Below are 25,854 nucleotides of genomic sequence, written 5' to 3'. Positions count from 1 at the left end.
TGCCGGCCATGGGCGCGGTCAAGCGCCCGCGTCGCGCCTGAATTGCATCGCCGCCGCGACGAGCGCTGCGCCGCCGAGCAGGAAATCAATGCCGACGATCGTGCCGACCACCCATTCCGCCGAGCCCGGAAAGCCCGAAATGATCAGCGCGGCGAGAATGATGTCCACGAGCGCGCTCAGCAATAGCCAGGCCCAGGCGCCGGACTGAACGCGGCGGTGATCGAACGCCATCATGGCCGACGCGGCGCCGTCCATCACGAGGAAGGCGGCGATGATGAGGGTGAGCGACAAGATGCCGTTGATCGGGAAGGCCAGCAGGATGACGCCCGCGAGCAAAGTCAGGATAGCCGAGGCGATCGCCCAGTTAAAGCCCGGCGTGTGCCGTCCGGCCCAGCTTGCCGCCAGTCCGACCGCGCCGCCGATCAGGAACAGCCAGCCAAGAACGATCGTCGCGGTCAGTCCCGCGATCGCGGGCATGGCGATTGCCGCCGCGCCGAGCAGCAGCAGCACGATGCCTTCGAACAGAAACAATTTCCAATGTGCGTGAATGGCGGCGCCAAAATCGGGCATGCCGTTTTGCGGCATATTGCTGCCGAATTGTGGATTCGTCATTTCCGTCTCCATGAGTGGGATCCTTGTTCCCATGATGCCGTACTTTTGCGCTTTATGTCCATCGCGTGCAGAATAAAGCATTTCCCAGAAAAATTTTTCGACTTTTCGATTAAGGAAATGCGACAGAACAAAGATTTAGAGCCATTTTCCGATTCTGAGAGAACGGAAAATGCTCTAGTGTCATAGTGGGCTGAGGTGCGGTCCGATTTGATCTGCCGCAAACCAGGGCGAGGAGGATGGACAAGCACGCGTCTTTTGAAGTTGTACCGAGCGCGAAGGACCCTCGATCCGCGCCGCTGCTCACGCGGCATATGGAGCCTTGCGAGGCGTTTCGTGCGCTCGTTCACGAATGCGTCAATCAATTGCTCGCCAACGGCAAATCGCTGCGAACCTCTGCCGAGGCGGAGCCGTTGCATAAGATGCGTGTCGCGATCCGCAAGATTCTGTCGTTGTTCTTCTGCTTCAGAGCCATCCTCCCCCAACCCGAAGCGGCTGAAGTTCGTGAGCGGCTGAAGTACATTTTCAAGACGCTGGGTGCGGTCAGGAGCTTGGATGTCCTTCTGGTTATGCTGCAGAACGTCGGTGCGTCCGTCGCCTTTCAAGACGAGATCGGCGCACTCGAGCGCGCGCAGCGGATGGCGCTGCGCAAAGCGCTCCGCATGTTGCAGTCGCAGCGTTTCGAAACAGATATCGCGCGTCTTCTCGCCTTCGTCGACGCCGAAGATTGGACGCCGCGAGAAGAAGCGCTTGATGCGTTCGTAACGCATATGTTCGAACGGCAATGGCGGCGCTTCCGCAAATGCGGTGGGCTTCTCGATCTCGATATGTACGAGCGGCATCAAGTGCGGCTGCGCGTGAAAAAGCTGCGCTATACCTGCGAATTCTTCGGCGATCTCATCTGCCGCAAGAATGGCCGGCGGCGCCTGGCGCAATTCCGCAAATGTCTCAACCGCCTGCAAGTCCTGCTGGGCGATCTCAACGATCGCGCGGCCGCGCAGGACCACGTCAGCATCGGCCTTTGGCACGAGGTCGCGGCGCGGCAAAAGCGCTCGGATGCAAAGCTTCTCAAGATGGCTGATGCCGCGCAGGCGAAGCTGGTGGCGCAGAAAAAATTCTGGTGAGGCGGCGTCACATCGACTCAGTGTCGGCCATTTCCCGGCGCAGCCAGTCGAGCATTTTGCTGAACAATTTTGCGGCCGTGTTGCCATCGCTCATCAGCACATAATCGGTGCCGTCAGCGACGAGGCCGCGCGGCGCGGCCAATGTACCGGTGCGCAAATCGTCCTGCACCAGCGCGACCGGGCCGATGGCAAACCCAAGACCAGCAACAGCGGCCTGCAGGCTGAGATAGAAATGTTCGAAGGTGAGTTCGCGCGCCGGCCGGACCGCTGTGCCGCTTTGGCGTGACCAAGTGTTCCAGGCATCGGCGCGAGTGCGCGTGTGCAGCGTCACGATCTCGTCCATCGCTCCGCGCGGCACGGTTTGGGCAGCAATATCCGGGCGGCACACTGGGCCGATCCGCTCGGTGAGGAACGGCTCGGCGATGATCGTTTTGGGCATGGCGAAGTCGCGCCGGCGCAGGGCGAGATCGATGCCGTCGCGGGCGAAGGGCACCGGGCCACCGGCCGACACGAAGCGGATGTCGTGCCGTCCGAGCCAATCCTGAAGCGACGGCAGGCGGGGGATCAGCCAGCGGATCAGCAGCGAAGGCTCGCACGAGATCACCACCGGCAGCTGATGCGCGGCGCTGCGGGCGCGCGCCAAGGCGCCCTCCATCCGCGTGAACAGGATCCGCACGTCCTCGGCCAGACGCTCGGCCGCCGCGGTCGGCTGCAAGGCCCGGGGCTGCCGCTCGAACAGGGTGACGCCCGCCGCTGCCTCGAAGTCCTGCAGGGCGCGGCTGATCGCGCCCGGCGTCAGGCGCAATTCCTGAGCGGCGCCCGAGACGCTGCGCAGCCGCACCGCGGCTTCGAAGGCCCGCAGCGCGCTCATGCTCGGCAGATGGGAGGTCATTGAGAAATACTCAATTGAAGCTTGAGGATATATTCATTTTCTTGCGGCTTCAGCAGGATAAGGTTGATTATATCTCAAATCAATGGTGCCCATGAGCCAAATCCTTCCCCACGCCATCTCTTCCGGCGATCCGACCGGGATCGGTCCGGAGATCGTCGCCAAATGTTTCGCTGAAGCGGAGCCGCCGCAGGCCTTCGTCATCGGCGATCCGGCCCGTCTGCAGCGGGCGGCCGCGCTGACCGGCGCCGATGTACGCATCGTGCCGCTCGCACAGCCGCAGGATTTCCGTTACGTGCCAGGAACCATGCCGGTGCTGGCGTGCGGCGCGCCGGTCGACGGCCTGCCATTCGGCATCCTCGATGCCCGCGCCGGTCGGGCCGCCTATGATTACGTGCAAAAAGGCATCGATTTCACGCTGGCGGGCGCAGTCCGGGGGCTCGTCACGGCGCCGATCAACAAGGAAGCCATGTCGCTCGCCGGGCTGAAATATCCCGGACACACCGAAATTCTCGCCGAGCGCAGCGGGGTCGAGCATTTCGCCATGATGCTGGCGAATGAAGAGATTCGCGTCGTCCTCGCCACCATCCATGTTTCCGTGCGCCAGGCTTGCGATCTCATCACCTACGCGCGCGAACTCGATACGATCCGCCTGGCCCATCGCGCCGCGCGCGATCTTGGCTTGCCGGCCGCGCGGGTCGCTGTCGCCGGGCTCAATCCGCATGCGGGTGAGGGCGGTTTGTTCGGGCGCGAGGATGTCGATATCATTGCCCCGGCGATTGCGGCGGCGCGGGCGGAAGGGATCGACGCGTCCGGCCCCTGGCCGGGCGACACCGTGTTCTTCCGCGCGCGGCGCGGCGAATTCGATGTGGTGGTGGCGCAATATCACGACCAGGGCCTGATCCCAGTGAAATATATGGGCATTGCCGATGGTGTGAATGTCACGATCGGGTTGCCTTTCGTGCGGACGAGTCCGGATCACGGCACCGCGTTCGACATTGCCGGCAAGGGCGTTGCCGACCATCGCTCGATGCTGGTGGCGCTCCGCTATGCAGACCAATTAAGCGCCGCGCGCGCTGAAAGGGAGGCGCGATGACCCAATCGATCGGCTTCATCTTCATGGCGACGCGGCACGATCGCACCGTGCCGGACGCCCGCGCGCGGATCGAGGACGCGCTTGCCGCGGGCGTGCGCAACATCGGCTTCAAGGACATTGGTCTGCCAGCAGCCGATCTGAAAGAATTGACCCGCGCCATTCAGGCGGGCGGGGCGGAAGCGTTCCTCGAAGTCGTGTCGCTGCAGGCCGAGGACGAATTGGGGTCGGCGCGGGCGGCGGTGGATTTGGGTGTCGATTGGCTGCTTGGCGGGGTGAGGGCCGACGATGTCGCACCGATCATCGCGGGAAGCGGCATCCGCTATGCGCCGTTCCCAGGGCGGATCGTGGGCCATCCGAGCGTGCTCGAAGGCTCGATCGCGGAGATCGCGGAGAGCGCGCGGCGGCTCACCGATCTTGAAGCCGTCGCGGGGCTCGACCTTCTGGCCTACCGGCACGCGGGCGATGTGCCGGCCCTGATGCGCGCGGTGATTGCCGCCGCGCCCAAGCCGGTGATCGTCGCCGGCTCGATCGACAGCCCGGAGCGCATCCACACGGTTTTCGATTGCGGCGCAGCGGGATTCACCATCGGCACTTGCGCGCTCGACGAAGCTTTTCCCGCGCCAAGCCCCGGCTTTCCGGCGCAGCTCAAGGCCATTCAGGAGGCCGTGCTGGCGGCGTGACGGATGGCGAACCCTTCTCCCCGCGTGCGGGGAGAAGGGATTGCATTGCCTCCCATCACTCGGGCCTTGACATTTGTTCCATTTCATCTGATATTTCTGTCATGACAGAAATTTCGGAACATGCCGACAAATTGTCGCCCATTCTGGAGCGCTTCGTGCTGCAATGGGGCGATATGGGCGGGCAGTGGGGCGTCAACCGCTCGGTCAGCCAGATTCATGCGCTTCTCTACCTGGCCGAGCGGCCGCTCACCGCCGAGGATATTGCCGAGCAGCTCGGCATGGCGCGCTCGAACGTGTCCAATTCGCTGAAAGAACTGCTCGCCTGGAATTTGATCCGCCGGATGCCGGTGCGCGGCGACCGGCGCGACCATTACGAGGCGGAAACCGATGTGTGGGAGATCGTCGCGCGCATCGCACACGGGCGCAAGGAGCGCGAAATCGACCCCGCTCTTGCGGCGCTGCGCGCTTGCGTCAGCGCGGCGGAAGACGATGAAACGATTCATCCCGTCGCCAAGCAGCGGTTGAAGAAAATGCTCGAATTCACTGTGGCGGTGGATCGCTGGTACGGCCAGATGATCCATGTGCCGCGCACCAAATTGAATCTCCTGCTGCGGGCGGGCGCGAAGATCGCGGCACTGCTGCCGGGAGGCAAGGGCTGACGGAGGGCGAAATGCTGTCGCTCGAAAACAGGACTGAAAAACTGCATGTGTCGCCGGAGCTCGGTGATCTCCGCTTTCGCAAATTGCTGCGCGCGGAGGATTGGGCGAGCTTGCCGCTCAGTGTGCGCCGGCGCTTTTCCAAGCGTTTGGCGGGCGGCATGACGAATGTCTATGCCGGCGAAATCACGCAGGTACGTTTCAGCTCTCTCGGCTGGTGTCTGGCGCAGGCGTTGCGCCTGATCGGTGCGCCGCTGCCGCTCTCGCGCGATACGGGTGTTGCGAGCGTCGTCTCGGTGACCGAAGACACGCGCACGGGCGGGCAGAATTGGACGCGGCTTTACGCGCGCCGCAACGGCTTTCCGCAGATCATCCACTCGGCCAAGCGCTTTGCCGGCAAGACGGGGCTCGAAGAATATATCGGCTATGGCATCGGCATGAATCTCACCGTGCATGTCGAGGCGCAATCGCTTGTCTTTCGCAGCGCCGGTTATTTTCTGCAACTCGGCGGCCGCTGCTTGCCGTGGCCGCGCTGGTTGGCGCCCGGCAACGTGACCATCGTGCACCAGCCGCTCGATGATTGCAGATTCGTGTTTTCGCTTGTGCTGCAGCACCCCAAATTCGGCGAGCTGATCCGGCAGAGCGGCGTTTTCCGGGATGAACGGCAATGACCGGCGTGCCGCTTTTCATTTTCGACGACACATGCGTTTTGTGCTCCGCCGTCACGCGTTTCGTCTTGCGGCATGAGCGCGACCACGTCATCCGCTTCATCGGGTTGCGGTCGCATGAAGGGCGGGTGCTTGCGGCGCGCTATCATATCGATGTGGATGATCCCACAACATTCTTGTTCGTCGAAGGGAACATGGCCTTCTCGAGGTCTGATGGCGTGCTCGCGCTGGCGCTTCACTTGCGCTGGCCGGCGCGTGCCGTCGGCTTGGTCCGCTTCGTGCCGCGCGTCGCGCGCGATTGGCTTTATGATTGGGTGGCGCGGCATCGCTATCGTCTCTTCGGTCAAGTCGCGCAATGCGTTGCGCCGGATGCGGCATCGCGCCACCGTTTTTCCTTGCCGGACATGCCATGACCGCAAGACGCATTCTGCTTGTCGGCGCGACCGGCGTCTTCGGCGCACGGCTTGCCGCGAAGCTGGCCCGACTGCCCGACATCGTTCTGATCGTGACATCGCGCTCGCGCGCCAAGGCGGAGGCTTTGGCCGGCCGCTTGCGGCGTGTACAACCGGGTGCACGCATCGAATCCGAGGCTTTCGATCGCACCGGCGACGTGGGGCGGGCGCTGGCGCACTGCAGGCCGTGGCTGGTGATCGACGCCTCGGGGCCGTTCCAGACTGCGGATTACGCGTTCGCGAGAGCGGCCGTTGAAGCCGGCGCCCATTGGCTCGATCTGGCCGATGCGCGCTCCTACATCTTGCGCTTTGCGGCGGCGCTTGCGCCTCTGGCCCAGGCGAAAGATGTCGTCGCGCTGACCGGCGCGAGTTCGACGCCGGCGCTGTCCGGCGCGGTCGTGGCGGCGCTGACGAAAGGCTGGGCGCGGGTCGATACGATCGATCTCGCGATCGTCCCCGGTGGCAAGAGCCCCGTGGGAGAGGCGGTTGTCGCGGCCGTTCTCAGCTACGCGGGCAAGGCTGTGCCGCAATGGCGCGACGGTAGGCTGCAATCGGCGACCGGGTGGGCGCAGCAAGTGCGCATGCACTTTCCGCAGCTCGGCGCGCGAAGCGTGGCCCCTGTCGAGACGGCGGATGCCGAGCTCTTGTCGGCGCGATTTCCGGGCGTTCGGCGCATCGCGTTTTTTGCCGGGCTGGAATCGCCGATCGAGCATTACAGTCTCGCCGTTCTGGCATTCTTGCGCAAGGCGGGCCTCGCGCGCGACTGGGCGTTTCTCGCACCCTGGCTGCAAAAGGCACGGCGCTTCACCCGCCTTGGGATGTCGGATCGCGGCGGGATGGTGGTTCGCGTCAGCGGGTTGAACGCAGAAAGCGTGCCGGTCGAAGCGTCCTGGTCCTTGCTGGCCGAGCAGGGCGACGGGCCGCATGTGCCGACTTTGGCCTGTGTCGCGGCGGTCCGGCAGCTTCTCGCCGGCCGCCTCGCTCCAGGCGCGCGGGTGTGTGCCGGCGAGGTCGATCTTACGGCGATCGAGGCCGAGATGGCGCCGCTCGCGATCCGCACGCAGGTGGGCTTGGAACCCGGCGCCCATTGCCTCTTTGCCGACATGCTGGGCCGCGAGCGCTATAGGCAGTTGCCTGACGCGGTCCAGCGCTTTCACGGTGCCGACACGCCGCCGCACTGGCGTGGCCGGGCGGATGTCGAGGTCGGCGCTTCCTGGATACAGCGCGTGTGCCATCGGCTGCTCGGCTTTGCCGGGCCGGGGCGAGACGTCGACATTCGCGTGCACGTGCGGCGCGGCCCGGACGGGGAAGTGTGGACGCGGTCTTTTGCCGGCCAGATGGTCCGCTCGAGCCTTGCGCGGGGAGCCGCCAATGCGCTCGTCGAGCGGTTCGGCATCGCCGCCTGCACGATCGCGACCGATGTGTCGCCGGATGCGCTGACCTTCTCGGCCCTGGACGCGCGCCTCGGACCACTGCCCTTGCCGCGGTGGCTTGCGCCGCGCGCCATCGCGCGCGAATACGAGGATGCGGCCGGCCTGTTTCGTTTCGATGTCCGCATCGAGCTCCCCGGCGTCGGGTTGCTTGTTCATTATCGCGGCTGGCTTGCGCCCGAGGAGCCGGATGGGACATAAGGCGGCCTATGTCCGATTTTTCCGAATCCCTGTCGCGCGGTGAGGCACTGCGCCGCTTGCGGCTCACGCTCCGCGCGGCAGACTTCGCCATGCCGGATCTCGAGGCGCGGCTGCTGCTGGCACACGCGCTCGGCGTCGATCGGCACGCGATCCAGCGTGACTCGCATCTGACGCTTGGCGCGGCCGCAAGCCGGTTGCAGGCTTTGGTGGAGCGGCGGCTGAGGCAGGAGCCCCTGGCCCGCATTCTGGGCGAGGCGGAATTTTGGGGCCTACCCTTCCGCCTCAATGCGGCGACGCTCGACCCGCGCGCCGATACGGAGACTTTGGTGGAGGTCGTGCTGCAGGATGTGCGGCAAAGTGCCGCTCGAAGTCCAGGAGGTGGGCCGTTGCGGATCCTGGACTTGGGCACCGGCTCCGGTGCGATCCTGATCGCCTTGCTGCATGAGTTGCGGCACGCCTTCGGCGTCGGCGTCGACCGCGATCCGGCGGCCGCCCGCATGGCCCGGGCGAATGCCGAGCGCAATGGGGTCGGCGCACGCGCCGCCTTCCTGTGCGGGTCGTGGGCGCAGGCGCTGCACGGGCGCTTCGATATCATCGTCTCGAACCCGCCCTATATTGAGACGCCTGAAATCCTTCATCTTTCTCGGGAGGTACGGGACTTCGACCCGGCCCTCGCGCTCGACGGCGGCGGGGATGGCCTCGACGCCTACCGGGCCATTGCCGCCGATCTGCCGCGCCTGCTCGCGCCCGGCGGGCTCGTGGCGCTCGAAATTGGCTATCTGCAGGCGCCGGCGGTCAAGACATTGCTGGAGGCTGCCGGGTTTCGCGCGCCGGCGGTGCACCAGGATCTTGGCGGCCATAATCGGGTGATTTGGGCCAAGGGTTGAAAATGGCTTGGCGAATGCCCATAAAGCGGTTATGGTCCCTGTATGAATCGTCGCTTAGGAAGCTGACGCTTACGGGGAAGGGGCTCCGTTGTAGCCGTTTCGACGGCCGTTGACCGGCTTGTCGCGATGCTCCGGAAACCTCGCCTCAATCTTGAGCCTTGGTGGATCTGCAGACGTTAAATCTCGGAATTCGTTGATATGAGCTGGCGAGCTGGTATCGCGATGCCGTGGGTTAAGCCACGGGTAATGTTGGACATTGGGCCGGAGAGCCGATCATCCATTCGTAATCATTAAGTCACTCGAAACGACCGGGACGGTACGGGGCCCGGCATGGGCTGATACGCCCGTTAGTTACTAGGGAAAGTCGATGAGACCAGGACAAAATAACAAGCGTATGCGCGGACGTAACAATAACAATCGCAAGGGCCCGAATCCGCTGACGCGCAGCTATGAGTCCAACGGGCCTGACGTGAAGATTCGTGGTACCGCTCAACATATTGCCGAGAAATATTTGCAATTGGCGCGTGACGCGCAATCGTCCGGCGATACCGTGGCGGCGGAAAGCTATCTGCAACACGCCGAGCATTATTTCCGCCTGATCGCCGCGGCCCAGCAGGCGCAGGCCCAGGCGCAATTCGGCTATCAGCGGCAGCCCGGCGAGCCGGAGGCGGATGACGCCGAGGACGACGACGATTTTGCCGCCATTCCGGACCGTTTTGCCTCGCCTTTGGAGCGGAGCCCGCCGCAGGCGGCCACCGCGCCGATGCCGCAGCCGCCGATGCCGCAGAATTTCGGCGGCGATGCGCAACCCTATGGCAATGGCCAGCCGGGCGAGCGGCCACAGCATCAGGAGCGCCAGCCGCACCAGAATCGCCAGCCCTACGGCGAGCGCCAGCCCTATCAGGATCGCGCGCCACGTCAGGACCGGCCCTATCAGGAGCGTCAACCGTTCCAGGAGCGGCAGCAGGATCGCCCCTATCAGGATCGGCAAGGCCGCAACAACTTCCGTGACGGACGTCCCCAGCGCGAGCCGCGTCCGTTCCGCGAGCGGAACGATCAGAGCCAGCCGCGCTTTGCCGCGCAGCAGCCGGAGCTCGAAGAAAGCCCGGGCGGCTTACCCGCGTTCATCACCGCGCCGACCCGCGTCAATCTGACGCCCGAGCCGGAAGTCCACGAAGCCGAGCCGCCGGTGCGCGAAGAAATCGCTGAGGCGAGCCCGCCGCCTCCGGCTGAGACGCCCGCCGCCGAGCCGCCGCAGGCGAGCGAGGAGTCGGTCGAATTTCCGGTCAAAGTGCGCCGCCGTCGCGGCCGTCCGCCGCGTGGCGGCTGGCCGGAAGAGCAGACGAACGAGCCGGCCAATGCCGGCGACGTGCCGGTCGAGTAATCGAGGGGGCCTTTCAGGCCCCCTTTTTTGCGCCGTGCGGCGCGATGCGCAGGATCAGCAAGCCGGCCAAGGCGGCGAGGCACGAACCCGCCAGCACGCCGATTTTCACCTCGTCCTGCAAGGCAATGGAAGTCGGAAAGGCGAGGTCGCCGATGAACAGGCTCATAGTGAAGCCGATGCCGCAGAGGACGGCAATGCCATAGATCTGCAGCCAGGAGGCATTTTCCGGCTTTCTGGCGAGGCCGGTCCGGACCGCCGCCAAGGTGCTCAGAAACACGCCGATCTGCTTGCCGGTAAACAGGCCGAGAATGACGCCGAAGGTGAGGGGCGCCGTCAGCATGCGCGGACTCACCGCCGCGAGCGAAACACCGGCATTGGCGAAGCCGAACAGCGGCACGATCAGGAAGCCGACCCGGGGCGAGAGCCAATGTTCCAGCCGCAGCAGCGGCGCGTGCTCGTCTTCGAGTCCGTTCGATCCGAGGGGAATCGTGAAAGCGAGCACGACGCCCGCCAGAGTCGCGTGGATTCCGGAGGCGCGGAAGGCGACCCAGAGGCCGAGCCCCAGCAGCAGATAGGGCCAGAGTTGCCGTACGCCGCGCAGGTTGAGCGCGACGAGGCCAAGCCCGATGAGCAGCGCGACGAGCAGCATCGGCAGCGACAAATCGTGCGTGTAGAACAGGGCGATGATCAGCACCGCGCCGAGGTCGTCGAGAATGGCCAGCGCCGCCAGGAAGATCTTCAGTGACACCGGCACCCGCGATCCAAGCAGCGTCATCACGCCGAGGGCGAAGGCAATGTCGGTCGCGGCCGGAATCGCCCAGCCGCGCAATGTGTGCGGCTGATCCAGATTGACAAGGCTGAAGATCAGCGCCGGTACGCCCATGCCGCCCAAGGCGGCGATGCCCGGCAGCAGGCGGGCCGGCCAATCCGCCAACGCGCCGACGCGCAATTCGCGCTTCATTTCCAACCCGACCAGCAGGAAGAACACGGCCATCAGGCCGTCGTTGATCCAATGCAGCACGCTGAGCGGGCCGAGCGGCCATTCGAGCACATGAAAATAGGTGTCGGCGAGCGGCGAATTGGCGACGATCAGTGCCAGCGCCGCGGCCGACATCAGGACGATACCGCCGGCCGCTTCCGAGCGCAGAAATTCGCGCAAGACAGAGCGATGAAGGCGCGACTGCGGGTGGTGCTGCATCGGGGTCGAGGATCGGCAGGATCAGAGGGATCAAGCGGCGATCTTAATCGTATCCCCCGGCCGAATGCATCCGCCATTCAGCACGCGTGCGTAGATTCCGCAGTCGGTGTGGTCGAACCCGCGCATCAAGGCGTTCGGAATATTGAGATCGCGCTCGGCCGTGACCGGATTGACGTTGGTGGCGGCGCAACGGCTGATGCGCTTCAGCACTTCGAGACGCGCGTCGCCGATCGCGAGTTTCTTGCCGATGAGATCGAATTCGTGCCACGGCTTGAGCCCGTCGAAATAGACATTGCCGCGAAAGCGCAACGGCTCGACCGCGCGGCCGACGACGCGGGTGAGATCGCTGACGCTGGCGAGATTGATCAGCGAGACGAAGCCCTTCGCCGAGTCGGTGAAGCGAAAACCATCCGGCGCCTCCAGGAGCTTCGGCGCGCCGCGCAGATGGTGCTGCATGAACGCGGCGAAGAATTGCTCGACCAAGGTGCGGCCGATCGGCTGCGACAGATCGGCCCGACACACCTGCTTGCCGTCCCGCGCGATCGTCAGAACGCCTGTCGCATCGTCATAGCGGGTGGACAATTTGGCGAGTTGCTCGTCGCGCATCAGCATCAGGAATTTGATTTTCGGCTGATGTTCGGGATCGTCCGGATCGAACCCCGACGGGCCATTCTCGATCGCAAAAATCCGGTCGCCCGGAAAGTAGCCGCCGGCGGTCAGTTCAGCCTCGTCGAGTGCTTCGGCGGAGAGGCCTTTGACGGGGTAGCGATAGAGCGCAGAAATCTTCATGAACGACCCATTTCACTCGCATGCGGTGTGAATATTCGCTTAATATATTGATATAATTTGGTTAAATCGTCTATTAGTTTGTTCTCAAAAATTTTTTATTCCGCTCGGCCCATCGTTCCCGCCGAGTTCGGTACCTCTTTTCGAACTGTCAAACGCCGCACAGGCGCGAGCCTGCTCATCCGCTGCTGGAAACTAGAACAAATAAGGAACGATGTCAATGCGGGCAGGGGCGAAATGCAAGTCGTTTATCGCTTTTGCCATGCCTGCGCCTATAATCCGGGACGTTCACGAGCGAGAGTTTTGCCATGTCTGCGATCCGTACCGAAACCGATTCCTTTGGCCCGATCGAAGTTCCCGCCGATCATTATTGGGGCGCGCAATCGCAGCGCTCGCTCGGCAATTTCAAGATCGGCTGGGAGAAGCAGCCGCAGCCGATCGTCCGGGCGCTCGGCATCGTCAAGCGCGGGGCGGCCGAGGCGAATATGGCGCTCGGCAAGCTGGACCCCACCATCGGCGACACGATCGTGCGCGCGGCGCAAGAGGTCATCGACGGCAAGCTCGACGCGCATTTTCCGTTGAGCGTCTGGCAGACGGGTTCGGGCACCCAATCCAACATGAACGCCAACGAGGTGATTTCCAACCGCGCGATCGAAATGCTCGGTGGCACGATGGGATCGAAGACGCCGGTGCATCCCAACGATCACGTCAATATGTCGCAATCCTCGAACGACACCTATCCGACCGCGATGCATATTGCCGCGGCGGAAGAAATCGTGCGGCATCTGCTGCCTGCGCTCAAGCATCTCGCCGCTGCGCTCGACGCGAAGGTGCTGAGCTGGTCGCATATCATCAAGATCGGCCGCACCCATACGCAGGACGCGACGCCGCTCACGCTGGGTCAGGAATTTTCCGGCTATGCGCAGCAGGTGCACAATGGCATCGCGCGCATCGAGATGACGCTGCCGATGCTGATGCAGCTCGCGCAAGGCGGCACGGCGGTCGGCACCGGACTCAATGCGCCGAAAGGCTTTGCGACAAAGGTCGCAGCGCAGATCGCCGAAATCACCGGCCTGCCGTTCACCTCGGCGCCGAACAAATTCGAGGCGCTCGCGGCGCATGATGCGATGGTGTTTTCGCATGGCGCGCTCAACACGCTCGCGGCATCCTTGTTCAAAATCGCCAACGACATCCGCTTCCTCGGTTCCGGCCCGCGCTCTGGCCTTGGCGAACTGGCGCTGCCGGAAAACGAGCCGGGCTCGTCGATCATGCCGGGCAAGGTCAATCCGACGCAATGCGAAGCGCTCACCATGGTCTGCGCGCAAGTGTTCGGCAATCATGCGACGTTGACCTTCGCCGATGCCCAAGGCCATTTCGAGCTCAACGTGTTCAATCCGGTGATGGCCTATAATTTCCTGCAGTCGGTGCGCCTGCTGGGCGATGCGGCGCGCTCCTTCACCGATCATTGCATCGTCGGCATCGAGCCGCGCGAGGACAATATCAAGGCGGGACTGGAGCGCTCGCTCATGCTCGTCACCGCGCTCGCGCCGAAGATCGGCTACGACGCGGCGGCGAAGATCGCCAAGACCGCCCATCACAACGGCACGACCTTGCGCGAAGAGGCGCTGAAATCGGGGCTGGTCACGGCGGAGGAATATGATGTGCTGGTCGATCCGACGAAGATGATCGGGTGAATGTGAATGGCCCTTGCCTCAATTTGGTGAGACACCAGATATTGTCATCCCGGGCTTGACCCGGGATCCAGAGTCGCACGTGCGCGTTTAGCCTGCGGCACAGCGCTAATGATGATTCAACCGTTGTGTGGCCCTGGATCCCGGGTCAAGCCCGGGATGACATTGTGGCTTTCCTATAGCCCGCGGCCTGCGACCTTACCTTCGCAAATCCTCCGCCAGAAACTTCGCCAGTTCCCGCGCCGGGACGTGCGGCTCTGCGGCGGCGAAGAGGCCGAATTCGGCGGCTTTGAGCGGCGGGAGTTCGTCGCGTTCGAGAATCCGCATCGTCTCCAGGCGAATCGTGTTGCCAAGCAGCACCGCGACGCCAAGGCCCGCTTCGACCGCCGAGAGAACGGCGAGCAGGCTGGAACTCGTGCAGACGTCGTGCCAGGGCATGCCGGCGCGATCCAGCGCCGCGCGGGCGGAGCGCTCCCAGGAGCAGGGCCCGTTGAACGCGACGAGCGGCACCGGGGGCGCGGCAAGCGAAAAATCCTTGGCGCCGACCCAGTAGAGCGGCTGCGACCAGGTCATCAAAGGCGTGAGGTCGAACGGGTCGCGGTTCGAGATGACGAGATCGAATTCCGCGCCGTCGAAGCGGTGCGACAGCGCCTCGCTGGTATCGACATGAATATCCAGATCGATCCCCGGATAGGCGAGGGAAAAGCGGCGCAGAACGCGCGGCAAATGACCCACCGCGACATCCTCGATCAGCCCGAGTCGTACCCGGCCGCGCACCGCCCGTCCGGCCAGCTCGCGCCGCGCCTCGTCGGCGGCGCCGAGGATTTTGCGGGCATGCGGCAACAGCACGTTGCCCGCCGGCGTGAGGCTGACCCCGCGCGGCGAGCGCTCCAGCACAGCTTGTGCCACATCCTCTTCGAGGCGGCGCAGCGCCAGGCTGACGGCCGCTTGCGTGCGGCCGAGCCGCTGCGCCGCTTGCGAGAAACTACCCGCTTCGACGATGGTGACGAAGGTGCGCAGGAGGTCGGTGTTGAGGTCTCGCATCATAAGAAACGCTTATTCAAACATAAACACTATTAGCATATCTTATGATTGCGCTTCGCGCTAGAACGATTGCCGATCTTTTCGCGCCGTGGGCAGGCGATAAGCCGCTTTTCCATCCGGCGCATCGGTATTTCAGGACGCGCGCCATGCAAAACAGCACGATTTCGGGAACCCTCAGCCGCAGCCAGATGCTTGGCGAGCGAACCCTCTCCGGCGTCGGCCTGGCGGTGGCCTCCATCTGCACGATTCAGGTTGGCGCGGCGCTTTCGGCGCCCTTGATCCGCGAACTCGGGGCGGCGCAGGTCACCTGGTTCCGCATGGGCTTTTCGGCCTTGATCCTGCTCGTCTGGATCCGCCCGCGCATCTTCGCCTATTCGGCTGCGCAATGGCGGGCGGTGGTTCTGCTCGGCCTCGCCAATGCAGCCATGACCTTTCTGTTTGCCATGGCGCTGCAGCGGATCCCGCTTGCCCTGACCGTGGCCACCGAATTTCTCGGGCCGTTGTTCATCGCCGCCGTCGGCCTGCGCGGCTGGCGCGCGGTGCTGCTGCCGTTGCTGGCGCTGGCCGGCGTCGTGCTTCTGGTCGGATTTGGCGACATGTCGGCCACCGATGTCGCCGGCATTCTGTGCGCGCTGGGCGCCGGTGTCGGCTGGGGCAGCTACATCATTCTCACCAAGCGCATCGGTACGGCTTTTGCCGGCTTGGAAGGCCTCGTGATGCCGTTCACCATTGCCGCGCTGGTCCTGACGCCCTTCGGCGTGGCGACGCTCGGCACGCCTGTCTCGCTGGGGACTCTGGCGATGTGCTTCGGCCTTGCAGTGCTCTCGCCGCTGATCCCCTATGCGTTCGAACTCAACGCGTTGCGCCGCCTATCCCAGGGGACCTTCGGCATTCTGATGAGTCTTGAACCAGCGGTCGGCGCGATCGCGGGCTATTTCATTCTCGCGCAGGCCATGGGCGCCGCACAGATGGCCGGCATCGGAATGGTGGTTATCGCCAGCGTCGCGGCCGCGCTCGGCGAGGCGAAGGGCAGGGCCTGACGCCCATTCACCGAGGACGGGACACGAGGGCGGCGCGTAACGTCGAACATTGCGCCTTACAGAACCTTACGGTCGACGGGCGATCCGTCGCCCTTGAACTCAAGCTGGATATCCTCGGCGCCACCCTTGGCCGAACATGAGAGTGTGTAAAAATATTCGCCATCGGCCGAGAGGCTTGCCGTGCAAGTGCCTTCTACGCGATAGTTTTGGCCAGAGCCGTCGCCTCGACCGAAACGGAGCATGTCGATCTGCAAGATATATTTGGTGGGATCGGGCTGGCTATCGCGTCCACCGGAGAGCATCAGGGCACCATTTGGAATTGGGATCTGCCAGCCGGTGCGGCCGTTCCTGAAATGCGAATAAATGATCGCACTGCAGGAATAGCTCTGACCCGACACGGTGAAGCGCGTACAGCTCCCCTTGGCGATGACGATGACCGCGCCGCTCAAGCTGTCCTGCGCTTCGGCAAGGCCGCCGGTCAGCATGACCAAGCCGGCGACCGCTAGTGCGACGATCTTTGCGCTCATGGCCATGTCCAAGGGAGATTAAGCTAAGGGTGAAGAATACCACGAACTCAAGTTCAGACCGAGTCCGCATAAAGTGGCATCGGCACGATGGCGAGCGAGGTCCTGCGAGCGGCTCATCTCCCTTTCCGGGGCCAAAAGGTGTTAAAAGCGGGTCACACGATTCCTGATTCCCGCTCCGAAAGCGCCCTGTGACCGACGTTTCAAAACCCCGCCTTGTCTCCAGCGAAAAGCGCGAGGATGATACCGACGCTTCCCTGCGTCCGCTCAGCTTAGCTGATTTCACCGGCCAGGAGGCGGCGCGCAAGAACCTGAAAGTGTTCATCGAGGCGGCCAAAGCACGCAAGGACGCGCTCGATCACGTGCTGTTCGTCGGGCCGCCGGGCCTCGGCAAGACGACGCTGGCGCAGATCGTCGCGCGCGAGATGGGAGTGAATTTCCGCTCGACCTCCGGGCCGGTGATCGCCAAGGCCGGGGACCTCGCCGCGCAGCTCACCAATCTGGAAGAGCACGACGTTCTGTTCATCGACGAAATTCACCGGCTCAATCCGGCGGTGGAGGAAATTCTTTATCCCGCGATGGAGGATTTCCAGCTCGATCTCATCATCGGCGAGGGGCCGGCGGCGCGTTCAGTGAAGATCGATCTCGCCAAATTCACCCTGGTTGGCGCCACCACCCGCGCCGGTCTACTCACGACTCCCTTGCGCGACCGGTTCGGCATTCCGATCCGCTTGAATTTCTACACGGTGCCAGAGTTGGAGAGCATCGTGCGGCGCGGCGCGCGCGTGCTCGGCGTGCCGATGGCCGAGGACGGCGCCAATGAGATCGCCCGCCGCGCGCGCGGCACGCCGCGCATCGCGGGGCGGCTTCTGCGGCGGGTGCGCGATTTCGCCATCGTCGACAACGATCCCGTCGTGACGCGGGCCGTGGCCGACCGCGCGCTGCGCCTGCTCGATGTCGATGAAATCGGCCTCGACCAGATGGACCGGCGCTATCTCGACATGATCGCGGTGAATTTCGGCGGCGGGCCGGTCGGCATCGAGACGATCGCAGCGGCTTTGTCCGAACCGCGCGACGCGATCGAAGACATCATCGAGCCCTACTTGCTGCAACAAGGCTTCCTACAACGCACGCCGCGCGGCCGGTTGCTTACCGCGCAGGCGTTCAGGCATCTGGGCCTGAAGGAGCCGGCGCGCGACGTTTCGCAATTCGGGCTATTTAGCGAGGAAGAGTGATCGGAATATTCCTTCTCCCCGCGTGCGGGGAGAAGGAACCCGTTACCCCGCCTGAAACCGGCATTCCGTCACTTGCGCATAGGTTTCATCGGGCCGCAGCAGGCTGGCGCCGAAGTGGCGGCGGTTCGGCGCGTCGGGGTAGCGCTGCGGCTCCAGGCAAATGCCGCAGTGGGCGCCATATTGGGCGCCGTCCAGTCCGGCGACCGGCGCATGGAAGTGAGCGGCGTCGTAGAATTGTAAGTGCGGCTCGGTGGTGAAGACATCCATGCGCATGCCGGTCGCGGGGCCGTGCAGCGTCGCGGCATAGGGCAGGTGACCGGCATAGGGCGTGTCGCGCACCACGAAGCCCATATCGTATTTCGTGCCGCTCTCGTGCCGGATCGGGCGGCGCGTGCGGAAATCATAGACCGTATCGGCGACGTTCAGGATTTCGCCCGTTGGAATGTTGTAACGGTCGAGCGGTGCATAGAAATCGCTGGCCACTTCGAATTCGTGGTCGATCGACGGCGGCACGGCGCGATTGGCAAATCCGCTCGGTAAATCGAGGTGGAAATAGCTGTGGCTCGCCAGATTCAAGGCGGTCGTCGCTTGCGTCCGCGCGGTCAGCTCGATCCGCAGCGTGGCGGGCTCGGTGAGGCGGTAGGTGCACGACACATCGAGCGCGCCGGGAAAGCCCGCGTCGCCATCGGGCGAATGCAAGGTCAAGGTGACGCTGGTCGCGTCGAACGCGGCGATTTGCCAGGGGCGCTCGCCGAATGCCTGTCCGCGCCCGCCGCCATGCAAGGTCTGCCGCTCGAACTCGTTCTTCGGCAGCGTGTATTGCTTGCCGTCGATGGAGAAGCTGGCTCCGTCGATCCGGTTGGCGTAACGGCCGGCGATCGCGCCGGCATGGGCGGCATAAGCGAGGTAATGGTCGAGCTGATCGAAGCCGATCACCACGCGCTGCGGTCCGCGCGGCGTCGCGATGACAAGATCACGCACGCTTGCACCCCACGTAATGATCTTGGCGCTGATGCCGGGCCCAGTGAGGCTGATTTCCTCGATCGGCGTCCCTTCGTAAGTTCCAAAAACCCGCCGCATCCCGTGCTCTCCCTACATGTGTGTCATCTTGCCGATTGAATTCCCTTCTCCCTAAACTGCGAGAAAGGATTTCACGACTGTTGAGGCGCATACAGCCAATCGTATCGTTTGAGCAGCCGCTTTTGTCCCATCATCCGCATGCCGATGTCGCGGACAACAGCGGCCGGGCCCGAGAGGTGGCTGATGCGCGCCTGTTTCTTGGCCTCCTTCTGCACGCGCTGGGTCCGCTGCAGGCGCATCGCGTTGTAGGATTTTAGCGCGGCAGGAATGTCCGACGTCGCGCGCAAGGCGCGTCCCAGGCTTGCCGCGTCCTCGATCGCCATGGCGGCGCCCTGCGCGAGAAACGGCATCATCGGATGGGCGGCATCGCCGAGCAACGCGATGCGGTCCTCGACATAAGAGGGTATGAGCGGGCGCTCGTACAGCGGCCATTTGCGCCAGGCCGGCACGGTGGCGATGAGGGCGCGGGCGTCCTGATGCCAGCGGGCGAATCGCGCTGTCACGGTGCCGGCATCGGCGGCTGTGTCCCAGTCTTGCGCATTTGGCGCCGCGGTCCACGTGTCGTCGATGATCGCGACCACATTGACGCATTGCCCGGCGCGGATCGGATAATGGACGAGATGCTGTTTGGCGCCGAACCAGATGTTCGATTCAGGCAGGCGCAGGCTGGCGGGCGCCGCCCTTGCATCGATCAAGCCGCGCCATGCCGTGAGCCCGCTGAAGGTCAGCGGATCCTGCGCGTAGAGCCGGGCGCGCACCGCCGAATGCAGGCCGTCCGCTCCGATCAGGAGATCCGCCGTTTCGCTGAGACGCAACGGGCCGCGCCGGATGCCGACCTGCACCTCTTGCCCGCGAATCTGGCAGCCGGCCACGGCCCGGTCGAGATAGAGGCTGATCGCGGGTTCAAGCGCGACGCGATCGAGAAGGGCGCGGTGCAAATCGGCGCGGTGGGCGGCAAGATAAGGTGCGCCCCAGCGCGTCTCCGCGTCGTCGAGCGCGAGGCGCGACAGATCGGCGCCGTCCTTGCCTCGCCGGATGCGGATGTTTTGCGGTTGCAGCGCCTGGCGCTGGAGCGGTTCGAGCACGCCCAGATCGTCGAGAATACGGCTGGCATTGGGTGGGACCTGCAGGCCGGCACCCACTTCCTCCAACACCGGCGCGCGCTCCAGAATGGAGACGCGAAAGCCCGCGCGCGCGAGATAAAGGGCCGCAGTCAGGCCGCCGATGCCGCCGCCCGCGACAATCGCATGCCGGCCGGCGTGAATGGTCATGGAATCAGGCGGCCGTGCTCGTCAGCTCGCAGTCGGCCGGATCGGAATGGCCGTGGAGCGTCGCGTCATAGACGTAATGCGTCGAGCAATAGGGGCAGATCGCTTCGTTGTCCGCGCCCATATCGATGAAAACATGCGGATGATCGAAGGGCGGCAAAGCGCCGATGCACATGAATTCCTTCGCGCCGACCCGGATTTGCGCCAAACCTGAGGTATTATGAAAATGTGGCGTGACGTGGTCGGCCATGCTGGAACTCCCGAAATTCTCGTGGCGAATCTTTAACGCGTCCGCGGCGCGTTCGCCAGTTGAGATTTGTCCCGTTGCGTCCTGCGCCTCGGCCCCAGGGCCGGCGCAAGGGCTCTGGTTTGGCTCAGGGCACGCGCGTCATCATGCGGCGCGGCGCCTTGCGCTCGACCACGACCGTGCGGGTTGCGCCGGACCGGCTCGAAACCGACACGGTCGGTGCAGCGCGGCGCTTGGCCGCGAGCATTTTCTTCATCTCGCCTCGCACCTCTTCGACCGCGACGCCTAGCAGGTCGGCGGCAAGCGCGATCTGATGCTCGGGATCGTCGGCGAAGCATTGCGCAGCCGACAGCGCTTCCGCAATGGTCGGCTGATCTTGGCGCAGACGGCGGCGGCCGTATTTGGTGTTCCACGAGGTCGTCAAGGCTGTTGCCCTAGCACAGTGTTTCATATGTGAACGACTATACTTGTTTTGTGCGTTGCAGCAATTCGTCGTGCGATGCAAAAATGCAAGGCTGCTCCGACAATTTGTGCTTGCACGACAGGAAGCGAAACGATGGCGTGTTGACACATTCCTGCAAGCAATTGAATAATGAGGGAAAATTACAATCGGATGACAAATGCAGTTTTTCTCCTCTCAAGGTGTCGAGATCGCCTATATCGACGTGCCGCCGACGTCGGGTGACCGGGGCGAGCCGATTTTGCTCATTCACGGGTTTGCGTCGACTCACGCGATCAATTGGGTCAACCCGATGTGGGTGCAGGTGCTGACGCGGGCGGGACGGCGGGTGATTGCGCTCGACAATCGCGGGCATGGTCAAAGCGAAAAACTCTACGACCCGGCCGCCTATGCGTCGGACGTGATGGCGCAGGATGCCAGCAATCTGCTCGACCACCTCGGCCTCGCGCGCGTCGATGTGATGGGCTATTCGATGGGCGCGCGCATCAGCGCCTTTCTCGCACGCGCCTATCCGCGCAAGGTCCGTTCCGTGGTTTTCGGCGGCCTTGGGAATCACCTGGTTGACGGGGTTGGGCTGCCGCTCGGCATTGCCGATGCGATGGAGGCGCCCTCGCTCGACGGCCTGACGGACCCGATGCAGCGCATGTTTCGGGCCTTTGCCGAGCAGACGAAAAGCGATTTGCGGGCGCTTGCCGCCTGCATTCGCGGCTCGCGGCAGACCTTGACACGCGGCGAGGTGCGCGAAATCGATTGTGCGACGCTGGTCGCCATCGGCACCAAGGATGACGTCGCCGGCGACGCGCACGAGCTCGCCGCGATGCTGCCGCGCGGCGAGGCGCTCGACATTCCGGGGCGCGATCACAATCTCGCCGTCGGCGACAAGGTCTATAAACAAGGTGTACTAGCGTTTTTGGAGACTCGCGCGTAGGGTTTCTTTAGACATTGAGGGAGACGGCCTTGACCCTCTACGACCTGAAACCGCGTTTTCAAAACCTCCTGCGGCCCTATGCGCAACGTCTGGCCGAGCAAGGTTACACGGCCAATCAGGTGACGCTGACGGCGGCCCTTCTCTCCATTCTTCTTGGCGCTTTTCTCTGCACCTTCGCCGCGTGGCACATTTTGTTTCTGCTGTTGCCGATATGGCTGTTCCTGCGTATGGCGCTGAATGCCATCGACGGCATGTTGGCGCGCGAGCACGGCCAGAAAAGCACGCTTGGCGGCTATCTCAATGAATTGTGCGACATCGTGTCCGATGCGGCGCTGGTTCTGCCCTTCGCGTTGCTCGCGCCGTTTTCGCCGTTCTGGATTTTCGGAGTGATTTTCGCCGCCGTCTGCAGCGAATATGCCGGCGTGATGGGGCCGCTCATCGGCGCGTCGCGGCGCTATGACGGCCCGCTCGGCAAGAGCGACCGGGCGCTGGTCTTCGGCGCGCTCGGCCTGTGGACCGGGCTCGGCCTGCCACTCTTCGGCCGGCTCTTCTGGCTGCAGCCGGTCCTGATCGTCTTGAGCATTTGGACAGCGGCAAATCGCGTCCGCCGTGGTGTGCGCGAGCACACATCGAGCACAGGGTAGGGGGCATATTTCAGGAAAACAGATGCGCGACGGTGGTCGACACCCTTGACTTGTCAGATAGTTGTGTTAGTAATCATTAACTAACAATTTTAATTGTCAAGAAACGGCTGGAGGGCTGTGCAATGAGCCGCGACTGCCTGGAGAAGACGTTCGCGACCCATGATGGGGTCGAGCTGTTCTATCGTCGTTGGCCGGCCGTTTCGGCATCGCCGCGCGGTGCCATCGTGCTGTTCCATCGCGGCCACGAGCATGGCGGCCGGATGGCGCATCTCGTCGACGAACTCGATCTGCCCGACTTTGCCTTTTACGCCTGGGACGCGCGCGGCCATGGCCGGTCGCCGGGCGAGCGTGGCTATTCGCCGAGCTTTGCGGCGAGCGTGCGCGACGTGCAGACGCTCATTGATCATATTGCCGCGCAGGACGGGATCGCGGTCGAGGACATGGCGGTCATCGCCCAATCGGTGGGAGCAGTCACGGTCGCGACCTGGGTGCATGATTATGCGCCGAACCTGCGCGCGTTGGTGCTCGCCTCCCCGGCGTTTCAGGTGAAGCTCTACGTGCCCTTCGCGCGGACCGGCTTGCGGCTGCAGCAAAAGTTGCGCGGCAATTTCTTCGTCAATTCCTATGTGAAAGCCAAGTTCCTTACCCACGATCCCGTGCGCCGTGCGTCCTACGATGCCGATCCGCTGATCAGCCGGCCGATCTCGGTGAATATTCTGCTCGAGCTGAACGACGCCGCGAAGCGTGTGGTCACTGACGCCCGCGCCATCCAGGTGCCGACGCAAATGCTGATCTCCGGTGCCGATTTCGTCGTCCGCCACGAGCCGCAACATGCCTTCTTCTGCAATCTCGGCGCGCGGATCAAAGAGCGCCATATTCTGTCAGGCTTTTTTCACGACACGCTGGGAGAACTCGGCCGCGCCGCGGCGCTCGCCCAAGTGCGGCGTTTCGTCCTTGAACGTTTCGACGCGCCGCTCGAAAAGCAAGATCTGACCCAAGCACACCAGCTCGGCTACACGCGCGACGAAGCGGATAGGCTCGCCTCGCCGCTCGCCGCCCTGTCGCCGCGCGGCCTCTACTGGCAGGGCTATCGTGCGCAACTGCGCCTGTCGGGCCTCCTTTCGGACGGCATCGAGCTTGGCCATCAGGCCGGGTTCGATTCCGGCGCCACGCTCGATTACGTCTATCGCAATGAGCCGGCGGGACGCGGTTTTGTGGGGCGCGCGATCGACCGCACCTATCTCGACGCGGTCGGGTGGAAGGGCATTCGCCAGCGCAAAGCGCATGTGGAGGAACTGATCCGCCTCGCGCTCGGCAATCTGCGCACGGCTGGCCTGCCACTGCATGTGCTCGACATTGCCGCCGGGCACGGCCGTTATGTGCTCGAAGCCCTGACCGCGGAGGCTGCACGGCCGGAGTCCATTCTCCTGCGCGATTATTCGCCTTCCAATGTGCGCGCCGGGCAGGAGCTGATCGCGGAAAAAGGTCTGCAGACCGTCGCCCATTTCGTGCAGGCGGATGCGTTCGATGGGCAAAGCATTGCCGAAATCGCGCCGCAGCCGACGCTTGGCATCGTCTCGGGCCTTTACGAATTGTTTTCGGACAATGACATGATCCGCCGCTCGCTCGACGGGCTGTCGCGTGCGATTCCGCATGGCGGCTACCTCGTCTACACCGGCCAGCCTTGGCATCCGCAACTGGAGATGATCGCGCGGGCGTTGACATCGCATCGGCAGGGCCAGGCTTGGGTGATGCGCCGCCGCACGCAAGGAGAAATGGATCAACTCGTTGCCGCAGCGGGCTTTCGCAAAATCACCCAGCGCATCGATCAATGGGGCATTTTCACCGTCTCGCTCGCGATCCGGCAGGAGCCGTAAATGCCGCGCATCTTCGGCGAGCGGCCACTGGGCCGCGCCATCCTGTATCTGGCTGTGCTCGGCACCTTTTTCTACGCGAGCTACGGCTTTGCCAACGAATGGACCGCCGCGAAATCCGACGTGCCGTCGATTGTCTTCGACTGGGAGCGCCGCGTCCCGTTTCTGGCTTGGACCATCATTCCTTATTGGACGACCAACGCGTTTTATGCCGCATCGCTGCTCTTGTGCCGCACAAGGCAGGAACTCGACTGCCATGCGAAACGCTTGTTGGTGGTGCAGATCATCGCCATCGCCTGCTTTCTGGCCTTTCCGCTTAAATTTTCCTGGGACAGGCCGGAAACCACTGGCCTGGAGGGATATCTCTTCGACGCGCTCGGGCAGGTCGACAAGCCTTTCAACGAAGCGCCGTCGCTGCATGTGGCGCTGACCGTCATTCTGTGGGACTTCTACCATAAAATTCTGCCGCGCGCCGGGCTGCCGGTTTTTGCGGCCCTGTCGGTCCTGGTGATCGTCTCGGTCATGACCACATTCCAGCATCATTTCATCGACATCCCGACCGGCCTGCTCCTCGGATTTTTCTGCATCTGGCTATTTCCCGACAGCGGCCGCAGTCCGTTCGCGGCGGCGCGTCTCACGCACGAACCGGGCCGGTTGAAGCTTGCGGGTTGTTATCTTCTCGCGGCGGGCGTTTGCGTTTCGCTCGCCAGCGCCTTCGGTGGAACCGCGCTGTGGCTTTGGTGGCCCGCCTTCGCCTTTGCCAGCGTCGCGCTGGCCTATGTATGGCTGGGGCCGGCGCTGTTTCAAAAAAGCGAGGACGGAATCATCCATTATTCGGTGCGCTGGATGCTGGCGCCATACCTTGCCGGCGCCCGGCTCAATTCGCGCCTGTGGACACGGCGGGATCACGCTTGTGTCGAAGTGACGCCGGCGGTCTTTCTCGGCCGCTTTCCCTCGCGTGCCGATGCGGCGCGTTTTGCCCGCGTCATCGACCTGACCGCCGAATTGTCGCGGCCTCCTTATGCCGGCCTCTGGCGCAGCACGCCGCTGCTCGATCTCGTTGCGCCCGATATTGCCGCTTTGCGGGGCGCTGCGGATTCGATCGCGCAGGCCGCTCCAAGCGATACGGTTTTGGTCTGTTGTGCGCTAGGCTATGGCCGGAGCGCTGCCGCCGTGGCGGTGTGGCTGGTGCGCAGCGGCTATGCGGCCAATGTCGAAGCCGCCTTGCAAAGCCTTGCACAAGTGCGGCCGCGTATCGCAGTGAAGGCGCCACAGCGGGCGCGCATCGAGGAGGCTGTCCGTGGCTGAAACTGATGTCGTTCTGGCGCGCGTCACCGCCTATGCCTTGCGTAATGGCCCCCGGCTGCAGGCGGCGTCCTGTGTGCTCCTCATCGCGCATGCGCTGCTCGTTCCGATGGTCGGCCCGCTGTCGTTCGCACTCGGGCTCTGCGCCTTTGCCGGCGGCATGTGGTTCGCGGCGCGGGGCAGCTTCGATGCCGACCTGTTCACGCTTCTCGCGTCGCAGGAACACACGCTTGCTTCGTTCGACGAAGCGATGCGGCGCCTCGGGCTGATCCGCACGATCGGCCCGACGCGGTCGATGGAGGATCGCTCGCGCGGCGCCATTCGCCTGCTCCAGAACCTGATCGTGTGCGTTGTCGCGCAGACGTCGATCTTGCTGTTCGCAACCATTTGGGCCGTTTTTTTGCACTGGCGCATCCGATAGCAGGAGTGCATCGGAAAGCTGATCTGCGCGTCG

Annotated in this window: 27 protein-coding genes; 17 read left to right on the top strand and 10 right to left on the bottom strand. The window is 63.8% G+C overall.

Features of this window, described 5'->3' with window-relative positions; translation table 11 throughout:
• Nucleotides 1–18 precede the first annotated feature (18 nt).
• On the bottom strand, nt 19–612 hold the full coding sequence (locus V9T28_RS13885) for an HdeD family acid-resistance protein (RefSeq protein ID WP_116399870.1): 594 nt from the start codon (nt 610–612) through the stop codon (nt 19–21).
• A gap of 236 nt (nt 613–848) precedes the next feature.
• On the opposite strand from V9T28_RS13885, the gene V9T28_RS13880 reads away from it, so the two are divergent.
• Nucleotides 849–1,733, top strand: a complete 885-nt coding sequence (locus V9T28_RS13880) for a CHAD domain-containing protein (protein ID WP_116399513.1) — start codon at nt 849–851, stop codon at nt 1,731–1,733.
• 7 nt (nt 1,734–1,740) lie between these two features.
• On the opposite strand, the gene V9T28_RS13875 is transcribed toward V9T28_RS13880, so the two are convergent.
• On the bottom strand, nt 1,741–2,625 hold the full coding sequence (locus V9T28_RS13875; protein WP_116399512.1) for a LysR family transcriptional regulator: 885 nt from the start codon (nt 2,623–2,625) through the stop codon (nt 1,741–1,743).
• Between the two features lie 91 nt (nt 2,626–2,716).
• Here V9T28_RS13875 and pdxA point away from each other — a divergent pair, with 91 nt between their 5' ends.
• The 8 genes from pdxA to V9T28_RS13835 all read left to right on the top strand — a co-directional run bounded on the left by pdxA (nt 2,717) and on the right by V9T28_RS13835 (nt 10,076).
• A complete protein-coding gene (pdxA, locus tag V9T28_RS13870; protein ID WP_116399869.1) occupies nt 2,717–3,718 on the top strand; it encodes a 4-hydroxythreonine-4-phosphate dehydrogenase PdxA in 1,002 nt (333 codons plus the stop codon).
• Nucleotides 3,715–4,398: a hypothetical protein gene (locus tag V9T28_RS13865; RefSeq protein WP_116399511.1), complete on the top strand. Its 684-nt coding sequence runs from the start codon at nt 3,715–3,717 to the stop codon at nt 4,396–4,398. Before pdxA ends, V9T28_RS13865 begins: the two co-directional genes overlap by 4 nt.
• Before the next feature lie 101 nt (nt 4,399–4,499).
• Nucleotides 4,500–5,057 carry a GbsR/MarR family transcriptional regulator gene (locus V9T28_RS13860; protein WP_116399510.1) on the top strand — a complete coding sequence of 186 codons (558 nt, stop codon included), beginning with the start codon at nt 4,500–4,502 and terminating at the stop codon, nt 5,055–5,057.
• An 11-nt stretch (nt 5,058–5,068) separates the two neighbouring features.
• Nucleotides 5,069–5,725, top strand: coding sequence for a DUF4166 domain-containing protein (locus tag V9T28_RS13855; protein WP_116399509.1), 657 nt, complete (start codon nt 5,069–5,071; stop codon nt 5,723–5,725).
• Nucleotides 5,722–6,135 (top strand): thiol-disulfide oxidoreductase DCC family protein, encoded by a 414-nt coding sequence (locus tag V9T28_RS13850; protein ID WP_116399508.1) that lies wholly within the window; start codon nt 5,722–5,724, stop codon nt 6,133–6,135. The genes V9T28_RS13855 and V9T28_RS13850 overlap by 4 nt, the downstream gene beginning before the upstream one ends.
• On the top strand, nt 6,132–7,805 hold the full coding sequence (locus V9T28_RS13845) for an SDR family oxidoreductase (RefSeq protein WP_158554723.1): 1,674 nt from the start codon (nt 6,132–6,134) through the stop codon (nt 7,803–7,805). The genes V9T28_RS13850 and V9T28_RS13845 overlap by 4 nt, the downstream gene beginning before the upstream one ends.
• An 8-nt stretch (nt 7,806–7,813) precedes the next feature.
• Nucleotides 7,814–8,692, top strand: coding sequence for a peptide chain release factor N(5)-glutamine methyltransferase (gene prmC, locus V9T28_RS13840; RefSeq protein ID WP_116399506.1), 879 nt, complete (start codon nt 7,814–7,816; stop codon nt 8,690–8,692).
• A gap of 394 nt (nt 8,693–9,086) precedes the next feature.
• Entirely contained in the window at nt 9,087–10,076 is a 990-nt protein-coding gene (locus tag V9T28_RS13835; RefSeq protein ID WP_116399505.1) for a DUF4167 domain-containing protein, read from the top strand.
• 13 nt (nt 10,077–10,089) lie between these two features.
• On the opposite strand, the gene nhaA is transcribed toward V9T28_RS13835, so the two are convergent.
• Nucleotides 10,090–11,274 carry a Na+/H+ antiporter NhaA gene (gene nhaA, locus V9T28_RS13830; protein ID WP_116399504.1) on the bottom strand — a complete coding sequence of 395 codons (1,185 nt, stop codon included), beginning with the start codon at nt 11,272–11,274 and terminating at the stop codon, nt 10,090–10,092.
• Nucleotides 11,275–11,304: 30 nt separating this feature from the next.
• The gene (locus tag V9T28_RS13825) at nt 11,305–12,063 is read right to left on the bottom strand and encodes an MOSC domain-containing protein (protein ID WP_116399503.1); all 759 of its coding nucleotides are present in this window, start codon (nt 12,061–12,063) and stop codon (nt 11,305–11,307) included.
• A 305-nt stretch (nt 12,064–12,368) separates the two neighbouring features.
• Between V9T28_RS13825 and fumC the strand changes: the two genes are divergently transcribed.
• A complete protein-coding gene (fumC, locus tag V9T28_RS13820; RefSeq protein WP_116399502.1) occupies nt 12,369–13,754 on the top strand; it encodes a class II fumarate hydratase in 1,386 nt (461 codons plus the stop codon).
• Nucleotides 13,755–13,949: 195 nt separating this feature from the next.
• Here the strand turns inward: fumC and V9T28_RS13815 are convergent, their stop codons facing one another.
• Nucleotides 13,950–14,798, bottom strand: coding sequence for a LysR family transcriptional regulator (locus V9T28_RS13815; protein ID WP_116399501.1), 849 nt, complete (start codon nt 14,796–14,798; stop codon nt 13,950–13,952).
• Between the two features lie 143 nt (nt 14,799–14,941).
• On the opposite strand from V9T28_RS13815, the gene V9T28_RS13810 reads away from it, so the two are divergent.
• Nucleotides 14,942–15,835, top strand: a complete 894-nt coding sequence (locus V9T28_RS13810) for an EamA family transporter (RefSeq protein ID WP_158554722.1) — start codon at nt 14,942–14,944, stop codon at nt 15,833–15,835.
• Nucleotides 15,836–15,891: 56 nt separating this feature from the next.
• Here V9T28_RS13810 and V9T28_RS13805 read toward each other — a convergent pair whose 3' ends face one another.
• A complete protein-coding gene (locus tag V9T28_RS13805; protein WP_116399499.1) occupies nt 15,892–16,362 on the bottom strand; it encodes a hypothetical protein in 471 nt (156 codons plus the stop codon).
• 188 nt (nt 16,363–16,550) lie between these two features.
• Between V9T28_RS13805 and ruvB the strand changes: the two genes are divergently transcribed.
• On the top strand, nt 16,551–17,594 hold the full coding sequence (ruvB, locus tag V9T28_RS13800; protein WP_116399498.1) for a Holliday junction branch migration DNA helicase RuvB: 1,044 nt from the start codon (nt 16,551–16,553) through the stop codon (nt 17,592–17,594).
• A gap of 42 nt (nt 17,595–17,636) precedes the next feature.
• On the opposite strand, the gene V9T28_RS13795 is transcribed toward ruvB, so the two are convergent.
• The 4 genes from V9T28_RS13795 to V9T28_RS13780 form a co-directional block, all read right to left on the bottom strand.
• Complete coding sequence (locus tag V9T28_RS13795; protein ID WP_116399497.1) at nt 17,637–18,674, bottom strand: aldose epimerase family protein; 1,038 nt, start codon at nt 18,672–18,674, stop codon at nt 17,637–17,639.
• Between the two features lie 71 nt (nt 18,675–18,745).
• Nucleotides 18,746–19,945, bottom strand: a complete 1,200-nt coding sequence (locus V9T28_RS13790; protein WP_116399496.1) for an FAD-dependent monooxygenase — start codon at nt 19,943–19,945, stop codon at nt 18,746–18,748.
• Nucleotides 19,946–19,949: 4 nt separating this feature from the next.
• Nucleotides 19,950–20,192, bottom strand: coding sequence for a zinc-finger domain-containing protein (locus V9T28_RS13785; RefSeq protein ID WP_116399495.1), 243 nt, complete (start codon nt 20,190–20,192; stop codon nt 19,950–19,952).
• A gap of 124 nt (nt 20,193–20,316) precedes the next feature.
• On the bottom strand, nt 20,317–20,613 hold the full coding sequence (locus V9T28_RS13780; RefSeq protein WP_116399494.1) for a hypothetical protein: 297 nt from the start codon (nt 20,611–20,613) through the stop codon (nt 20,317–20,319).
• A gap of 196 nt (nt 20,614–20,809) precedes the next feature.
• Between V9T28_RS13780 and V9T28_RS13775 the strand changes: the two genes are divergently transcribed.
• From V9T28_RS13775 to V9T28_RS13755, 5 genes are all read left to right on the top strand, one after another.
• A complete protein-coding gene (locus tag V9T28_RS13775) occupies nt 20,810–21,577 on the top strand; it encodes an alpha/beta fold hydrolase (RefSeq protein WP_116399493.1) in 768 nt (255 codons plus the stop codon).
• Nucleotides 21,578–21,606: 29 nt separating this feature from the next.
• Nucleotides 21,607–22,221, top strand: coding sequence for a CDP-alcohol phosphatidyltransferase family protein (locus V9T28_RS13770; protein ID WP_116399492.1), 615 nt, complete (start codon nt 21,607–21,609; stop codon nt 22,219–22,221).
• Between the two features lie 122 nt (nt 22,222–22,343).
• Nucleotides 22,344–24,098, top strand: coding sequence for a bifunctional alpha/beta hydrolase/class I SAM-dependent methyltransferase (locus V9T28_RS13765; RefSeq protein WP_116399491.1), 1,755 nt, complete (start codon nt 22,344–22,346; stop codon nt 24,096–24,098).
• Nucleotides 24,099–25,403 (top strand): phosphatase PAP2/dual specificity phosphatase family protein, encoded by a 1,305-nt coding sequence (locus V9T28_RS13760; RefSeq protein ID WP_116399490.1) that lies wholly within the window; start codon nt 24,099–24,101, stop codon nt 25,401–25,403.
• Complete coding sequence (locus tag V9T28_RS13755; protein WP_116399489.1) at nt 25,396–25,821, top strand: hypothetical protein; 426 nt, start codon at nt 25,396–25,398, stop codon at nt 25,819–25,821. Before V9T28_RS13760 ends, V9T28_RS13755 begins: the two co-directional genes overlap by 8 nt.
• Nucleotides 25,822–25,854 lie beyond the last annotated feature (33 nt).

Origin of the sequence: Methylovirgula sp. 4M-Z18, from assembly GCF_037890675.1 — a bacterium.
Classification (GTDB): domain Bacteria; phylum Pseudomonadota; class Alphaproteobacteria; order Rhizobiales; family Beijerinckiaceae; genus 4M-Z18.
Note: the sequence above shows the minus strand (reverse complement) of the source record. Positions and strands in the feature narration are given on the sequence as shown.

Excerpts from the sequence above, each read along its gene's own strand:
- V9T28_RS13760 (WP_116399490.1), top strand. The coding sequence starts at position 24,099 with ATGCCGCGCATCTTCGGCGAGCGGCCACTGGGCCGCGCCATCCTGTAT.
- fumC (WP_116399502.1), top strand. The coding sequence starts at position 12,369 with ATGTCTGCGATCCGTACCGAAACCGATTCCTTTGGCCCGATCGAAGTT.
- V9T28_RS13775 (WP_116399493.1), top strand. The coding sequence starts at position 20,810 with ATGCAGTTTTTCTCCTCTCAAGGTGTCGAGATCGCCTATATCGACGTG.
- prmC (WP_116399506.1), top strand. The coding sequence starts at position 7,814 with ATGTCCGATTTTTCCGAATCCCTGTCGCGCGGTGAGGCACTGCGCCGC.
- V9T28_RS13880 (WP_116399513.1), top strand. The coding sequence starts at position 849 with ATGGACAAGCACGCGTCTTTTGAAGTTGTACCGAGCGCGAAGGACCCT.
- V9T28_RS13850 (WP_116399508.1), top strand. The coding sequence starts at position 5,722 with ATGACCGGCGTGCCGCTTTTCATTTTCGACGACACATGCGTTTTGTGC.
- V9T28_RS13790 (WP_116399496.1), bottom strand. The coding sequence starts at position 19,945 with ATGACCATTCACGCCGGCCGGCATGCGATTGTCGCGGGCGGCGGCATC.
- V9T28_RS13805 (WP_116399499.1), bottom strand. The coding sequence starts at position 16,362 with ATGAGCGCAAAGATCGTCGCACTAGCGGTCGCCGGCTTGGTCATGCTG.
- V9T28_RS13865 (WP_116399511.1), top strand. The coding sequence starts at position 3,715 with ATGACCCAATCGATCGGCTTCATCTTCATGGCGACGCGGCACGATCGC.
- V9T28_RS13855 (WP_116399509.1), top strand. The coding sequence starts at position 5,069 with ATGCTGTCGCTCGAAAACAGGACTGAAAAACTGCATGTGTCGCCGGAG.
- V9T28_RS13845 (WP_158554723.1), top strand. The coding sequence starts at position 6,132 with ATGACCGCAAGACGCATTCTGCTTGTCGGCGCGACCGGCGTCTTCGGC.
- V9T28_RS13785 (WP_116399495.1), bottom strand. The coding sequence starts at position 20,192 with ATGGCCGACCACGTCACGCCACATTTTCATAATACCTCAGGTTTGGCG.
- V9T28_RS13875 (WP_116399512.1), bottom strand. The coding sequence starts at position 2,625 with ATGACCTCCCATCTGCCGAGCATGAGCGCGCTGCGGGCCTTCGAAGCC.
- V9T28_RS13765 (WP_116399491.1), top strand. The coding sequence starts at position 22,344 with ATGAGCCGCGACTGCCTGGAGAAGACGTTCGCGACCCATGATGGGGTC.
- V9T28_RS13815 (WP_116399501.1), bottom strand. The coding sequence starts at position 14,798 with ATGATGCGAGACCTCAACACCGACCTCCTGCGCACCTTCGTCACCATC.
- V9T28_RS13795 (WP_116399497.1), bottom strand. The coding sequence starts at position 18,674 with ATGCGGCGGGTTTTTGGAACTTACGAAGGGACGCCGATCGAGGAAATC.
- V9T28_RS13825 (WP_116399503.1), bottom strand. The coding sequence starts at position 12,063 with ATGAAGATTTCTGCGCTCTATCGCTACCCCGTCAAAGGCCTCTCCGCC.
- V9T28_RS13860 (WP_116399510.1), top strand. The coding sequence starts at position 4,500 with ATGACAGAAATTTCGGAACATGCCGACAAATTGTCGCCCATTCTGGAG.
- nhaA (WP_116399504.1), bottom strand. The coding sequence starts at position 11,274 with ATGCAGCACCACCCGCAGTCGCGCCTTCATCGCTCTGTCTTGCGCGAA.
- V9T28_RS13810 (WP_158554722.1), top strand. The coding sequence starts at position 14,942 with ATGCAAAACAGCACGATTTCGGGAACCCTCAGCCGCAGCCAGATGCTT.
- pdxA (WP_116399869.1), top strand. The coding sequence starts at position 2,717 with ATGAGCCAAATCCTTCCCCACGCCATCTCTTCCGGCGATCCGACCGGG.
- V9T28_RS13885 (WP_116399870.1), bottom strand. The coding sequence starts at position 612 with ATGACGAATCCACAATTCGGCAGCAATATGCCGCAAAACGGCATGCCC.
- V9T28_RS13835 (WP_116399505.1), top strand. The coding sequence starts at position 9,087 with ATGCGCGGACGTAACAATAACAATCGCAAGGGCCCGAATCCGCTGACG.